The organism is Olleya sp. KKT75 (assembly GCF_055635485.1).
Map to the genome: position 1 here is coordinate 143720 of NZ_CM145759.1, position 14316 is coordinate 158035.

Genomic DNA, 14316 nt, shown 5'->3' on the forward strand with positions numbered 1-14316 from the left:
AATCTATTTGTTTTTTAACCAGTTACTGCTAAAATCGCAATCTCTATGAGATTCGCTAATTTTAATGTAAGTATCATTAATTTTTTCGTCTTGCCACTCACCAATAGCATTGTATTGTTTTTCGTTTAAAGCTAATTCTTTAATCTTTAAATAATCACGAGAGTAATCTGCGTCATGCTCATCAATTCTATCCGTAACTGTAACTAACTTAAACTTGATGTTACCTTGTCTGTCAGAGTCTGTTAAAACATCACTTACTGTGTTGTTTTCTAAACCTTGTAGTTGTCCGTATAATTCAGGATCCATTTTAGTTAACTCAAAATTGTAATCTTGAGTTTGTGGATTAATTAGCTGTCCGCCTTGACTTTTAGTTTCTTTCTCGTCACTAAATTCTTTAGCAGCTTCAGCAAACGTGTAATCTCCTTTATTAATATCGTCTCTAATTTTTTCTATTCTTTGCTTAGCTTCCATAACTTCTTCATCAGAAATTTCTGGAACTAAAAGGATATGACTCACATCATATTCTTGTCCTCTAATTTTTTCTAAATAAATAATATGGTACCCAAAGTCCGTTGCAAAAGGCTCTGAAATTTCTCCTTCTTGTAAAGAAAAAGCAACATCTCTAAACTCCTTTACCATTCTTGGGTTAGACCTATTCATTGGAGGTAATTTTCCTCCTGATTTTTTTGTTCCTGGATCATCAGAATAAAAAGCAGCTCTAGATCTAAAACTTTTCCCGTCTACTTCTACTTCTCTCTTATACTCTTTTAATTGATCAATGACACGTTGTCTTTCAGTTTCAGAAACTTTAGGCTCAATTATAATTTGTGCTACTTTAAGCTCTGTTCCAAATCTTGGACGTTCGTCTTTTGGTATTTTATTAAAAAACTGACGTACTTCTTCTGGAGTTACTTCAATCTCGTCAATAATTTTAGTCTTCATCTCTGAAGCTAATTTATTACTCTTGTTAATTTCAAACATTTCTTCTCTGAAACTAGCTTCGCTATCTTTTTTATAAAACTTTAGTAACTCATCCATGTTACCTTTGGTCTGTTGCAAGAATTGTTCAATTTGTTGATCTACTCTAGAGTTTATCTCAGCATCATTAACCACGATACTATCTTGAATAGCATGGTGTGCATATAGCTTATCTTCTAATAATTTACCAAACAGTTGACAGTTAGATACCCCTTGTAAAGATGCACCTTGCGCCTTAAGTTGTAAAATCATTTTGTCAATATCACTATCCAATACAATGTAATCTCCAACTACTGCAGCAACACCGTCTACCTTAGTTGCTCCTTTAGTTACCGTAGTATCTTTAACTGTTTCTGGAGCAGTTTCGTCAATAATTTCTTGCGCTGAAGCAGTAAAATTTGCTAATAATAAAAACGCAAAAGCGGATAACGTTTTAGTTTTAATTGTAAATTTCAAATTGTTCGTTTTTAATGGCATCTTTAGTAATGTCCTTTTCTAATTGTTTAATCAATTCCAATTTTCGTTTATTAATAACGATTTGGTTAATTGTTGGTCTTACGTATTCTAATGGTGCTGTATCGTTTCTTAACAATACATCATTTATTTGCATCAAATATAATCCTAATGAGTCTTTGAGTTGTATAAAATTAGATTTTTTTAACAAATCATTTCTATTATCAATACCTACAGCTTCTATTTTCTTAATGACTTGATCTACTCTTATCCAAACGGAATCTTTTAAAGAATAGGATTTAAATTGAATTGAGATTGAATCCAATTCCTTTTTGTCCTTTGTGTTAAAACGTTTAAACTTTGTTTTAACCTTTTCTAGATCTAATCTATTTGCTTCAACATTGATGTATCTAAATTTTATTAAATCTTCATTTAATTTAAAAGCTTCCCTGTTGGCATCGTAATAAGAGACTGCCTCTGTATTAGACACTACAGTATCCAAATTTTTAGCAACCAAAGCCTCCACATAAGCTTTACTGTATAGATCATTTTTATACTGCTTAATTAACCTGTCAAACTTATCTAGTTTAGCGTCTGATAAATTAACTTGAGCATTTTGAACAAATAATTGTTGCGTTGCCCATTTAGTAATAAAATTATTAGCAAAAATAGCACTATCCGATTTACTTAAATTATCGGGTAATACCTTTTTAAGGTCCTTTGTATATAAAAACACATCGTCCACTCTAGCAATAGCTTCTTCTAGTGGCACCGGTTTAAAATAGTCACAAGACCACAACAGACTAAATAACGCAAATATGTAGATGGTTTTTCTCAAATTATTTAAGTTGTTCTTTGACTTGATTTAAAGCCTCTTGATTAATAACTACTTTATACTTCTTTGCTAAGCCAAACATCCATTCTTTTTCTTTTTCTTCCTGAAAATCTGCAATAACATGCCCCTTAGCTTCCTTAAAAGATTTTGAGGTTTTAGGTATCACTGACTTAATCCTAACAACACTGTAAGCATCATTATGTGTAAAAATATCAGATACTCCTGTTTCTAATTTTAAGTCTTTTGGTAAAGCTTGATGGTTAGCATCTAATATGTCTTCAATAAAGCTAACATAAATTTTAGACTCTGAGTTTAACTGCGCTTTAATTGCATCAGGACTAACATTAGAGCTTAGCATCTTTGCCACCTTTTTTATACTACTTTTTTTAGCTGAAGACGCTACAATTGCATCCACCCTAACATCATAAAAATAGTTATCTTGGTGTAATGCAAAATATTGTTGTAAACCTATTGAATCTTGTTTTGCTGCATTCCAGATTTCCGTTTCCATCAAATCAAATAGCAATAAGCCATCTCTATACTCCATTAATATTTGAGCATAGTCTTCGTTTTCATTTTCTAAATTCTCTTCTTGGTATATTTTCAAACTACTTTCAACAAACAAGATATAATTATCTGCTACTAGCTTTTCTAATGCCACTTTAGCTTGACGTTTACGTTGGCTTTTTAGCAAAAATTCAGCAAAATCTTGTTGGCTAAAAACTGTATTTCCGATCTTAAACAATTGTGTTTCTCCTTTAAAATCAGCAGGAATCTTCCAACTGCTACTAAAATAAGTATCATTCAAAATAGACACTATCGGTTTTAAATCTGGAGTCGTTTTAGACACATTATATTTGTTGTACAATCCTTCCAAACGTTTATCATTAATGACCTTAGACCTAGAGTCACGTTTGATTTTATTTTTTAATTCAGGTGCTAATTCAGAAAACGATTTGATACCATGCTTTTCAATTAACTTAACAATGTGATATCCAAATTCCGATTTAAACGGTTTAGACACATCTTTTGCTTGCTCTAAAGCAAATGCCTGATCTTCAAAAGTTTTAGAACTTAATTGCCCCGCAGAAAACGTATTAAGTTGCCCACCGGTACTACTTGAGCTTTTATCTTCAGAAAACTGTTTTGCTAAGGCTCCAAAATCTTCACCTTGCTTTATACGTTTATATATTTCGTTTATACGATTTTGATTGTCCTCGCTATCCTCTTTGTCTAATAGCATAATATGTGCTACTGTAACATCCCCTCTGTTTTTACGCTTATCTTTTACTAATACAACGTGATATCCAAATTGTGTTCTAAAAGGCGCTGACCATTCTCCAACAGGCGTATTGTAAGCTGCATTCTCAAAAGAATACACCATTTTAAATGCTGTAAAATAACCTAACTCTTCTGCAAATAAAGTACGGCCATTATGGATATCCTTTTTTACAACATCAAAGCCTTCATTTATAGCACGTATTCTTAATTTTTGGATTTCTTGAAATGCTAAAAGCGAATCCCTAGGGCTTGCATTTTCTTCTAATTTGACTAAAATATGATTAGCATCAACCTCTGTTTGTAGTCTATTGTAGGCTTCTTCAACTAACTGGTCTGTAACCTTATTATCATTTAAATAATTTTTAGCTAATTGGTCTTTGTAATTACCAAACTCTCTTAAATAAGATGTTTTTTTGTCTAAGCCTAAAGTCTTAGCTTCCGCTATTTTAAGCTTGTATTTTACAAATAAATCTAAATAATTATCAATGTCTTTTTGAGAATCGTCTTTTACTAAATCTAAATTTTTATTGTAAACACGTTTAAACTCATTGGTATAAACTGGCACCTCATTTACCGTAAATAACACGGTTTTTTCTTGCGCACTAGCAAAAAAACAAGATACTATAAAGGCGATTAAAGTAGTACGTAAAACGTTCATTTTCATAAAAAAGGGCACTTTTATTAGCAATGTCGGCAAAAATAGCAATATTACACTATAATACAAGCACTTTTACAAACGATGCTAGATTCTATTTATTATATTATTGAAGTAAAAAACAAAACGCTAAAGTGGCATATTTATTGATACACAAATGTTATAATAGTATTAAAGTTTTAGAAAAACTTAAATTAAAGTATTACATTTACTTGAATAGATTATTGATTATGGCTAAAAACTACATTTTAATTTTATTGCTTTTTGTTTTCAATGCTACTTTAGCAGAAGAAGCAACACCATTTAATAACAACAACCTTACTTATGATAGTATGGTTTCAGTTATTGATGCTTCAGACTTACAAGATAATAAAACAGTAGATTTTTCTGCAAAAATTGTCAAAAACCAATTATTAATTTCAAACTATAAAGGAAAAGTAACCATAAAGGCCTACTCTATTTTAGGAAAGGAAATACTTAGACTATCAGACATTGATGTTACTAATACATTTAGAAAAACATTAGACTTACCAAAAAATCAAATTAGCATTATAGTTATTGAAACTCCAAAATTTAGACATTCGTTAAAAGTCGTATTATAACAAAACACTGCTTTAACCAATATATTTAAACCTTTAGCGATTGTAATTTTACAATCGCTATTTTTTTTATAATTTTGAATCCTATTTAGTAATGACAATGAAATATACTACTCAAATAATTATCAATAAGCCTTTATATGAGTGCCTTGACTTACTTGAAGACCACAACTCTAAAAAACACTGGCAAGACGGTCTTGAAAGCTTTGAACACGTTTCTGGAGATTTAGGAAAAGTGGGATCTAAAATGAGATTAAATTATGTATTTGGTAAGCGAAAAATAAGCTTAACAGAAACCATAGCACAAAAGGAATTAGGAAAAACATTTCATGTTAATTATGACATGGATGGTATGCACAACATACAAGAAAATTATTTTGAAGCTTTAGATAGTAACACAACTAAATGGGTTAGTAATAATGAGTTTGCTCCGACCAGATTTAGAACACGAATGATGTTACTATTAATGCCAAAAGCATTTAAAAAACAATCTAAAAAGTATTTAGTAGATTTTAAACATTTTGCTGAAAACATTACAACTAGTAAACAAGAAAATGAGACAACTTAAACTAATATGGGACTTTAGAGGTCCTGACGCCTTAAAAATTGCCGAACACCACGAAATACACCTAAAAGAATATATTGCAATAGAAAAAACAGAATTAAATATTACTGGGTTTCAGCAAATAAACGATATGTTAAGTATTGCATTTATGGTTGTAAATGAATCTGAAATGAAACCCGTACGTGATGCCTTAAAACCACATAGAGGTGAAATTTACAGTCCAGAACAATAACTAATAAAATTTGAAAGCACAACCTAATCGTTGTGTTTTTTTTACTCTACAATGCTCAACTTACAGTTGTACAAAACAATTATATTAGATTGATTACGATAATCCACTTAATACATGAATAGACTAAAACAACACCTTCTTTTACTATTAGCACTTGTGTTTGTGACCTCATCTTGTGTTAATACTAAAACGACTACCTTAAAAACAGAAGACTGTATAAATAGTGTTGAAGGAACACTTATTGACATGACTGGATTAGATGGTTGTGGTTGGATGATTAAGCTTAAAGATGGCAAAAAAGTTAATCCAACAAATCTTAAACGCTTTAATATAGCATTGACCGCTAACAAAAATATAACGTTTAGCTATACCAAAAACAACGACCTTGTTGGTATTTGTATGGCTGGTCAAATTGTAGACATCACTTGTATTCAGGACCAAAGCAAAGAATAATTAACAATACACGGGCATACTGGTCTATGTGCTAAAAAGCTGTTAAAAGCAATCTTGTATTTTACTAAAATTAAGATAAATCTTATCTTGTTCTTTATTGTTTCATAAAAATAAAATCATGACAAACCTTACCTTAAACGACAACTCTAAAATACCTCTTATTGGTTTTGGAACGTACAAATGTACTGACCAAGAAGGGATTCAATCTGTAAAAAACGCCATAAATAAAGGGTATCGATTATTTGATACTGCAGCAATTTATGGTAACGAAGAGGCTGTTGCTAAAGGTATTGAAGCTAGTGGTATAGCACGAGAACAATTATATATTACCACAAAATTATGGAGAACACATTTAAATTATAAAGAGGCTAAAGCCGAATTTAATAAATCTCTAGAAAAATTAAAGTTAGATTACATTGATTTATACCTAATACATTGGCCTGCTAATGCTAAAAATTACGATAATTGGCAACACGCTAATGCGGAAAGCTGGCGCGCAATGGAAGAATTGCAAGCCGAAGGTAAAATCAAGTCTATAGGAGTAAGTAACTTTTTTCAAGAACATTTAGAAGCTTTATTTAAAACAGCTAAAGTTATTCCAGCTGTTAATCAAATCGAGTTCCATCCGGGGTATTGGCAACAAGAATTAACTGATTATTGTAAAGCTAAAAATATAACCGTTGAGTCGTGGTCACCTCTAGCACGCGGAAAAGTATTTGACAATCAAGTTTTAAAGGACATTGCTAAACAGCATAATAAATCAGTATCACAGATTTGCTTACGTTGGGTTATTCAGCATAATGTAATTATAATAACAAAGTCTACCTCTCCAAATCGCATGGAAGAAAACCTAGATCTTTTTGATTTTGAATTATCGCAAAGCGACATGGAAGTTATCAATGCATTACCAAAAATGGGGTTTAGTGGAGAGCATCCTAATTTTTGGCCTGACCGTATTAGTTAAATAAAAACTATACTTTTTTAAAAAGTAGACAGACCTGTCTACTTTTTAGAAATATTATTATATATTTGCCCTGTGAAACAATCTGAAGTAAAAAATAGAATCATTGAAACCGCCTCCTACTTATTTTATAAGAACGGATATAACTTGACGGGCATTAATGAGATTATTTCGGAAACAGGAATTGCTAAAGCTACACTTTACAATCATTTTAAATCTAAAGAAGATATTTGTTTAGCCTACCTTCAATTTAAAAACACAAGCTTTTTAAAAGATATTGAAACCTATACAGCAACTAAACAAAAAGGGAAAGATCAAATATTGGCTATTTTCGATTTTCTGAACCTCTTTTTTATGGATAAAGATTTTAATGGCTGTTGGTGTATTAAAACAGTTTCAGAAATACCAAGAGAAAACGATCGAATTAGAACAGAGATTCAATCTCAAAAAAATAGTTTTATTCAGTTAATCAATACACTTATCACAGCTAACCTAGAAGGACTGAGTAAAACTCAAACCGAGTCTCTAGCTAGACAAATCTATTTATTATATGAAAGCGCTGTAGGCGAAAGCCACTTACACCAAGCAGACTGGCCTATTAAAGAGTCCAAAAACCTGTGCACCATAATATTAAACTAAAAAAAAAATTTAAACAACAATAGACAGACTTGTCTGTCTATAATTAATAATTAATAATTAATAATTAAAATAAATAAAAATGAAAGAATTTGAAAACAAAATTGCTCTAGTAATTGGAGGAACAAGCGGAATTGGTAATGCAACAACAAATGCGCTTTTAGCAGGTGGTGCAACAGTACATGTTGTAGGTCGAAACACCACTAAAATTGATGATGCTCCTAATTTGATAAAGCACACCGTCAACATCTCCAACACGACAGAAGTAGAAGACTTAATCGGTAGTATTGATGCCTTAGATAATTTAGATTATTTAGTAAATGCTTCAGGTATCTTTGGACCAAAACCTTTTTTAGATCACACTATGGAAGACTACAACTCCTATTTAGATCTAAACAGAGGTTTCTTTTTTATCACGCAAAGTGCTGCTAAAAAAATGAAAGCAACAGCAGGAGGCGCTATAGTCAATGTTGGTTCAATGTGGGCTAAACAAGCTGTAAAAGCAACACCATCTACAGCCTACTCTATGCAAAAAGCAGGTTTACATACCTTAACTAAACATTTAGCAATGGAATTAGCAGAAGATAATATCCGTGTTAATGCGGTTTCTCCTGCTTTAGTAAACACCCCTGTTTATCATGGTGTTTTTGGTGGAAAAGAAGCTGCTGATAAAGCATTAGTTGGGTTTAATGATTTCCATCCTATTGGACGATTTGGAGAAGCTTCAGATGTCTCTAATAGTATTTTATTTTTATTATCTGATAAAGCTGCTTGGGTTACAGGTGCTATATGGGATACGGATGGTGGTGTTATGGCAGGACGTAACTAATTATTAAAACATTATAGCGGTTTGTGTTACAACATAAATCGCTATTTTTAATTTAAAAACATTTCTAATGAAATCTTTACTCCTAATTTGTGTAATAAGCTTGACACTACTTAACTGTAATACTGCTATAGAAAAGACCAATAAAAACAAGGACAACCAATATTTTTTACCACCAGCAACTACATATAATTATGCTACAATTGATAGTGCTAAATTATTTTACAGAGCGTCTGGCGATAAAAAGAATCCCGCTATAGTATTATTACATGGTTATCCATCGTCATCACACTCGTATAGACACTTGATTCCAATGTTATCTAGTCACTACTATGTCATTGCACCTGATAATCTTGGGTCTGGCTACAGTACGCATTTAAATCCTGAAACAACACAGTACACTTTTGACTTACTAGCTAATTACACACAAAAGCTTTTAGAGCACCTCAACATAGATAATTACGTAATGTATATGCAAGATTTTGGCGCTCCTGTGGGGTACAGAATGATGTTAGACAACCCAAATAAAATTGAGGCTCTAATTGTACAAAACGCAAATGCTTACCTTGACGGTTTAACACCAAATAGACAAGCCTTTTTTAGAAAAGCACAAACAGATAAATCTAAAGAAGAGCATGATTTTCTATACAGTTTAACAAGTAAAGAGGCCATAATAAACAAACAGTATTTATTTGACTTAGATAGTAATAATATAAATACTCAAAGTCCTGATGCTTGGATACACGATTTGGCATTTCTAAATTCTGAAAAAGACCGAAACATCCAAGTACAGTTATTTAAAGATTATAATACAAATCTATTAAGCTATCCAACATGGCAAAACATGCTAAAGAAAGAGCAACCTAAGACACTAATTGTTTGGGGCAAAAAGGATTTAAAGTTTAATGCTAATGGTGCCAAAGCATACCTAAAAGATTTGCCAAATGCGGAGCTCCACCTTTTAGATGCCGGACATTTTGCTGCAGAAGAAAAAACCAGAGAAATAGCGACACACATATTACATTTTTTAGATGAAAACGGAATTAAATAATCATCTTACTTTATAATAGCACAATCCAAACGTCGTGCTATTTTTTGATTTCTATTTGTTAAAAAATAGCAGTATAAAGTTAAATGGTTTTGTCCTAACCTATTATCTTTTATATTAAATACATGATGTTAATTAAACTAACTGTATTAATACTAATGGTAAACGTACTATATCCACAATCTACAATTCCCGAATCTATTAAAGATGAAGTAGAAACTGCTTTATCTTATTACCCTGAATTAAAAGACACTGCAATTAATTTTGAATTCAAAAAGAATATAAAAAAATCGACTATGCAAGCACAACCAACTGCTAGCAGTTTTTTGAAACGGAAAGGAAAACGATCGTATAATATTTTTATAAGCGAAACTGTAAAAATTTCTGGCGAAGTGTATTATACTAAAGACATGCCAAAGGACGTACTTATTGGCTGGATTGGTCACGAGTTAGGTCACGTTATGGATTACAAAAACCGAAGCAACCTAAACCTAATGTGGTTTGGTGTTAAGTATCTACTATCAGACAACCATATTGCAGCTGCCGAACGGTCTGCTGATACTTATGCTGTCCAATCAGGAATGGAAGACTACATTTTAAAAACTAAAGATTTTATACTAAGTCAAGCAAATATTGATCAATCCTATATTGCAAGAATCAAAAAATACTATTTGTCTCCAGAAGAAATTATGGAAATTATAAATCAAAGAGATGCTAACCTATCTAAGTCTTAGTGTTTACTAGTAAATGCTTCCCATTCTTTAAACTTATCTTCTCCCATAACACGTTCCATTTTAACCTGTCCTCCTTTTTTCTTGTTAGTACCACTCCACTCTGCAAAAACATGAGGATCTATTACCTTAACTTTTACGCCTTCTAACGCTTTTCCTCTAGCAACTCTGTAATTTTTATTAGCATCTTTTAAAAATTTGTCCAATGTAGCTACAATAGTCAAAGTATCTTCTTTTAAACCTTCGGAGCCCAAATACCAACTATGGTAAAAGCCATCCTCAAAACGTTTAGCACATAAAGTATATTCTGGGATTGTAGTATTAAATGTTTCTTCCAAATGTCTGATAGCATCATCTAATTTATTTACGGACAACTGAGAGCCCACCGTATTTAAAAAGAATTTAGTACGACCAGTAATTTTGATTTCCGCACGTTCTACATCAGTAAATTCTATAGTATCTCCAATCAAATAACGCCAAGCACCACTTACGGTACTAATAATGACTACGTAGTCCTGATCTAATTGGACGTCCTTTAAAGTGACGCTTGGAGCTTCATTTTTTAATGACCCATCCGGATTAATGTATTCAGGTTTAAAAGGCACAAATTCAAAATAAATACCACCATCTGTAACCAACTGCATCGCCTCTGTTTCTGGTCTAGCTTGAAATGCTAAAAATCCTTCTGAAGCTAAATAGGTATCAATAACCGTTACAGGCTTTCCTAATAAAGCATTAAAACTTTTTTTATAAGGTCCAAAAGCAACACCACCAGAAGTATATACTTGAAGGTTTGGCCATATATCGTGAATAGTATCTACCTCATGGTAATCAATAACTGTTTTTAACATCAGTTCCATCCATGATGGAATTCCGCTTAAAGCGCCAATATCCCATTGTTTTGCACGCTTAGCTATTGTTGCCACACGTTTATCCCAATCGTCTATTTTGGCTATATCTTCGCCCGGTTTATAAAAGCCTTTAAACCATGACGGAATATTGCTAGCTGTAATACCACTAATCTCTCCTTCTAAATGGTCCTCTTTTTCGGTTAAATCTGTAGAGCTACCCAACATCATAGCTTCTTTACTAAAAAACTCGGCAGGCAAATCAAAATTACTAAGTGCTGTTACTTGGTCAATTCCTGCCTGTTTAATTGCAGATAACATAGCATCTGTAACCGGAATACGTTTGCTAGTCTTTCCTGTTGTACCAGAACTTAAAGCAAAATAAGATGGATTACCAGGCCAAGTTACATCCGCTAATCCCTCATGTAATTTAGACCACCATTTGTCATTAATTTGATTATAATCGAAATAGGGAATACTATTCGCAAATGCCACTTTAGAATCTTGTGCATTACTGATAGCCTCAAAATTATACTGTTTACCAAATAAGGTGTCTTTAGCTGTAGATAGTAAATGTTGTAATACATGCTCTTGTGCCTCTATAGGATTAACGTCTGGTGTTAATGCTTCCTTTATTGTAATGGCTCCTTTGATAATGTTTCCTATAATTTCCATGCTAAATACGATTGCTAATATTAATTTACTATTTAAATTACCATAGAGTTTATCTCTTTACTAATTTGATAGCATTAAAATAGTAAGAATAATATACTTTACATATTGCGTTATAGTAACATTAACACTAACGTAATTGAGGGTTCTTTTTTTATTAAGAGATCTAAAACCACCTCTACTTTACAAAATATTTAATCAAACAAACTAAAAATCAATAATTTACATTTGAATTTTCAAGATAAACCTATTAACTTTGGTTACTATAACAATACAATAAGTCGTTATAAAATCACAGTTCCACTTAATATCAAAATCATGACTAAAATACTAAGTTTGTTTTTACTTTTAATATTTACTCAGCATGGCTTTTCACAAACGTGTGAAGAAACCTCTCCTTATAAAGAAGGTATGACATTAGAATATACTAACTATAATAAAAAAGGTAAGGAATTATCTGTTGAAAGCCATTCTATAGAGTCTGTAGCAAACGAAGATGGTAATCTAACTATATACATCAAATCTGTAGAAGACAAAGAAGCTAAGGACTACATTTTAAAATGTATTAATGGTGATTTTTATGTTGACATGTCTAATTATACAGCACTTCAAAGTAAGGATAACAATAGTGCTTTTAAGATCAAAGCTACAGGAGACTTCTTAGAGTTTCCGGATAATATGGAAGTTGGTACTGTTTTAAAAGATGGAAACATTGATTTAGCTATTGGAGATGAAGACAATTCGGCTTCCATTGCAACCATGTCAGTACTTAACCGAAAGATTTTAGCAAAAGATTCTCTAACGATTAAAGCAGGGACATTTGATGGTTACAAAGTATCCTTTGATTATGTTTTTCAAATGGGAATTATAAAATTTAGAGGTTCTGGAATAGAATGGTACGTTAAAGGTATTGGAATTGTTAAAAGTGAAAACTATAGCAAAAAAGGAAAACTACGATCGTCTAGAGAATTAACAAAAATCACTAATAATTAAGAGTTTGATTTTAGTTCAAACCAAAAAAGCACAACCAATGGTTGTGCTTTTTTTATATTATATAAACCTAAGACCTATCTAGAATAGTTAGGCGATTCTTTAGTAATAGTAACATCATGAGGGTGACTCTCGTTAATACCTGAAGCGGTAATTTTAACAAAGCGTCCTGTCTCTTGTAAAGTGGCAACGTCTTTTGCTCCACAATATCCCATACCTGCTCTTAAACCTCCTATAAATTGGTGTAAGCTTTCATATAGTTCTCCTTTGTAAGGTACACGTCCAACAATACCTTCTGGCACTAGTTTTTTAATGTCGTCTTCTACATCTTGGAAGTAACGGTCTTTACTACCTTGCTTCATAGCTTCTACTGATCCCATACCTCTATACGATTTAAACTTACGCCCTTCGTATATAATAGTTTCACCAGGACTTTCTTTTGTTCCTGCTAACAGAGACCCTAACATAACTGTGTCTGCTCCTGCTGCTAATGCTTTAGGAATATCCCCTGTATATCTAATTCCACCATCTGCTATTACTGGTACACCACTTCCTTTAATTGCTGCTGCGACTTCTAGCACTGCACTAAATTGAGGAAAACCAACACCTGCAACTACACGAGTTGTACATATAGAACCTGGTCCAATACCAACTTTTACTGCATCTGCTCCTGCTTCAACTAAATACTTAGCTGCTGCTCCTGTTGCTATGTTACCAACAATGACGTCTAATTGTGGGAATTTTTTCTTGATTTCTTTTAACACATTTACCACACCTTTAGTATGTCCATGCGCTGTATCAATTACTATGGCATCAACACCTGCATTTACTAATGCTTCGGCACGCGCTACTGCGTCTCCTGTAACACCTATTGCTGCTGCAACACGTAAACGTCCAAAAGTATCTTTATTTGCTATTGGCTTTTGCGTTAGTTTAGTAATATCTCTAAAGGTTATTAAACCTTCTAATTTATCGCCTTCAACAATTAAAAGCTTTTCAATTTTATGTTGTTGTAATATTTTTTCGGCATCTTTTAAAGACGTTCCAACTGGAGCAGTAACTAGATTCTCGCTAGTCATTACCTCAACAATTGGTCTGTTTTTTTCATGTTCGAAACGTAAGTCACGATTTGTTACAATTCCTTTTAGCAGTCCGTTATCGTCTACTATCGGGATACCTCCAATACCATGCTCTCGCATTGCGTTATTAGCATCTGCAACTACTGCAGTCATTGGTAACGTTACAGGATCTATGATCATACCACTTTCTGCACGTTTTACTTTACGCACTTTAGTAGCTTGCTGCTCTATAGTCATGTTTTTATGTAATACACCTATACCACCTTCTCTAGCCATAGCAATTGCCATTTGACTTTCTGTAACAGTATCCATAGCTGCGGAAACTATTGGAACGTTGATAGTAATGTTGCGTGTAAGTTTTGATTGAATGTTGACTTCGCGAGGAAGAACTTCAGAAAAAGCAGGTACTAAAAGGACGTCGTCGTAAGTTAATCCTTCGCCTACTATTTTATTTTCGTGTGCTGTCATTGCAAT

General features: G+C 32.5%; 15 protein-coding genes. 10 read left to right on the top strand and 5 right to left on the bottom strand.

From position 1 onward, the window contains the following. Window positions 1–3: 3 nt before the first annotated feature. The 3 genes from ACZ2G2_RS00645 to ACZ2G2_RS00655 are packed head-to-tail and all read right to left on the bottom strand — an operon-like array spanning window position 4 to window position 4211. Window positions 4–1434, bottom strand: a complete 1431-nt coding sequence (locus ACZ2G2_RS00645) for a peptidylprolyl isomerase (protein WP_345741050.1) — start codon at window positions 1432–1434, stop codon at window positions 4–6. Beyond that, window positions 1418–2269 carry a peptidyl-prolyl cis-trans isomerase gene (locus ACZ2G2_RS00650; protein ID WP_245741121.1) on the bottom strand — a complete coding sequence of 284 codons (852 nt, stop codon included), beginning with the start codon at window positions 2267–2269 and terminating at the stop codon, window positions 1418–1420. The genes ACZ2G2_RS00645 and ACZ2G2_RS00650 overlap by 17 nt, the downstream gene beginning before the upstream one ends. 1 nt (window position 2270) lies before the next feature. After that, the gene (locus tag ACZ2G2_RS00655; RefSeq protein WP_470393410.1) at window positions 2271–4211 is read right to left on the bottom strand and encodes a peptidylprolyl isomerase; all 1941 of its coding nucleotides are present in this window, start codon (window positions 4209–4211) and stop codon (window positions 2271–2273) included. Window positions 4212–4432: 221 nt separating this feature from the next. Here ACZ2G2_RS00655 and ACZ2G2_RS00660 point away from each other — a divergent pair, with 221 nt between their 5' ends. From ACZ2G2_RS00660 to ACZ2G2_RS00700, 9 genes are all read left to right on the top strand, one after another. Further along, the gene (locus ACZ2G2_RS00660; RefSeq protein WP_470393412.1) at window positions 4433–4804 is read left to right on the top strand and encodes a hypothetical protein; all 372 of its coding nucleotides are present in this window, start codon (window positions 4433–4435) and stop codon (window positions 4802–4804) included. A 97-nt stretch (window positions 4805–4901) separates the two neighbouring features. Next, entirely contained in the window at window positions 4902–5369 is a 468-nt protein-coding gene (locus ACZ2G2_RS00665) for an SRPBCC family protein (protein WP_101202918.1), read from the top strand. Next, window positions 5356–5598: a hypothetical protein gene (locus ACZ2G2_RS00670; protein ID WP_090839430.1), complete on the top strand. Its 243-nt coding sequence runs from the start codon at window positions 5356–5358 to the stop codon at window positions 5596–5598. Before ACZ2G2_RS00665 ends, ACZ2G2_RS00670 begins: the two co-directional genes overlap by 14 nt. A 114-nt stretch (window positions 5599–5712) precedes the next feature. Beyond that, window positions 5713–6051: a hypothetical protein gene (locus ACZ2G2_RS00675; protein WP_470393415.1), complete on the top strand. Its 339-nt coding sequence runs from the start codon at window positions 5713–5715 to the stop codon at window positions 6049–6051. Window positions 6052–6169: 118 nt separating this feature from the next. Further along, window positions 6170–7015, top strand: coding sequence for an aldo/keto reductase (locus tag ACZ2G2_RS00680; protein ID WP_470393417.1), 846 nt, complete (start codon window positions 6170–6172; stop codon window positions 7013–7015). A gap of 72 nt (window positions 7016–7087) precedes the next feature. Beyond that, entirely contained in the window at window positions 7088–7651 is a 564-nt protein-coding gene (locus tag ACZ2G2_RS00685; RefSeq protein ID WP_470393419.1) for a TetR/AcrR family transcriptional regulator, read from the top strand. 79 nt (window positions 7652–7730) lie between these two features. Continuing rightward, entirely contained in the window at window positions 7731–8477 is a 747-nt protein-coding gene (locus ACZ2G2_RS00690; protein WP_090839422.1) for an SDR family NAD(P)-dependent oxidoreductase, read from the top strand. A gap of 67 nt (window positions 8478–8544) precedes the next feature. Beyond that, entirely contained in the window at window positions 8545–9525 is a 981-nt protein-coding gene (locus tag ACZ2G2_RS00695; protein WP_470393420.1) for an alpha/beta fold hydrolase, read from the top strand. Window positions 9526–9647: 122 nt separating this feature from the next. After that, window positions 9648–10256: a hypothetical protein gene (locus tag ACZ2G2_RS00700; protein ID WP_470393422.1), complete on the top strand. Its 609-nt coding sequence runs from the start codon at window positions 9648–9650 to the stop codon at window positions 10254–10256. Here the strand turns inward: ACZ2G2_RS00700 and ACZ2G2_RS00705 are convergent. Next, window positions 10253–11776 carry a GH3 family acyl-acid amido synthetase gene (locus ACZ2G2_RS00705; protein ID WP_470393424.1) on the bottom strand — a complete coding sequence of 508 codons (1524 nt, stop codon included), beginning with the start codon at window positions 11774–11776 and terminating at the stop codon, window positions 10253–10255. The genes ACZ2G2_RS00700 and ACZ2G2_RS00705 overlap by 4 nt on opposite strands. A gap of 315 nt (window positions 11777–12091) precedes the next feature. Between ACZ2G2_RS00705 and ACZ2G2_RS00710 the strand changes: the two genes are divergently transcribed. Next, window positions 12092–12766 carry a TapB family protein gene (locus tag ACZ2G2_RS00710; RefSeq protein ID WP_470393426.1) on the top strand — a complete coding sequence of 225 codons (675 nt, stop codon included), beginning with the start codon at window positions 12092–12094 and terminating at the stop codon, window positions 12764–12766. A gap of 74 nt (window positions 12767–12840) precedes the next feature. Here ACZ2G2_RS00710 and guaB read toward each other — a convergent pair whose 3' ends face one another. Further along, on the bottom strand, window positions 12841–14310 hold the full coding sequence (gene guaB, locus ACZ2G2_RS00715; protein WP_090839414.1) for an IMP dehydrogenase: 1470 nt from the start codon (window positions 14308–14310) through the stop codon (window positions 12841–12843). Window positions 14311–14316 lie beyond the last annotated feature (6 nt).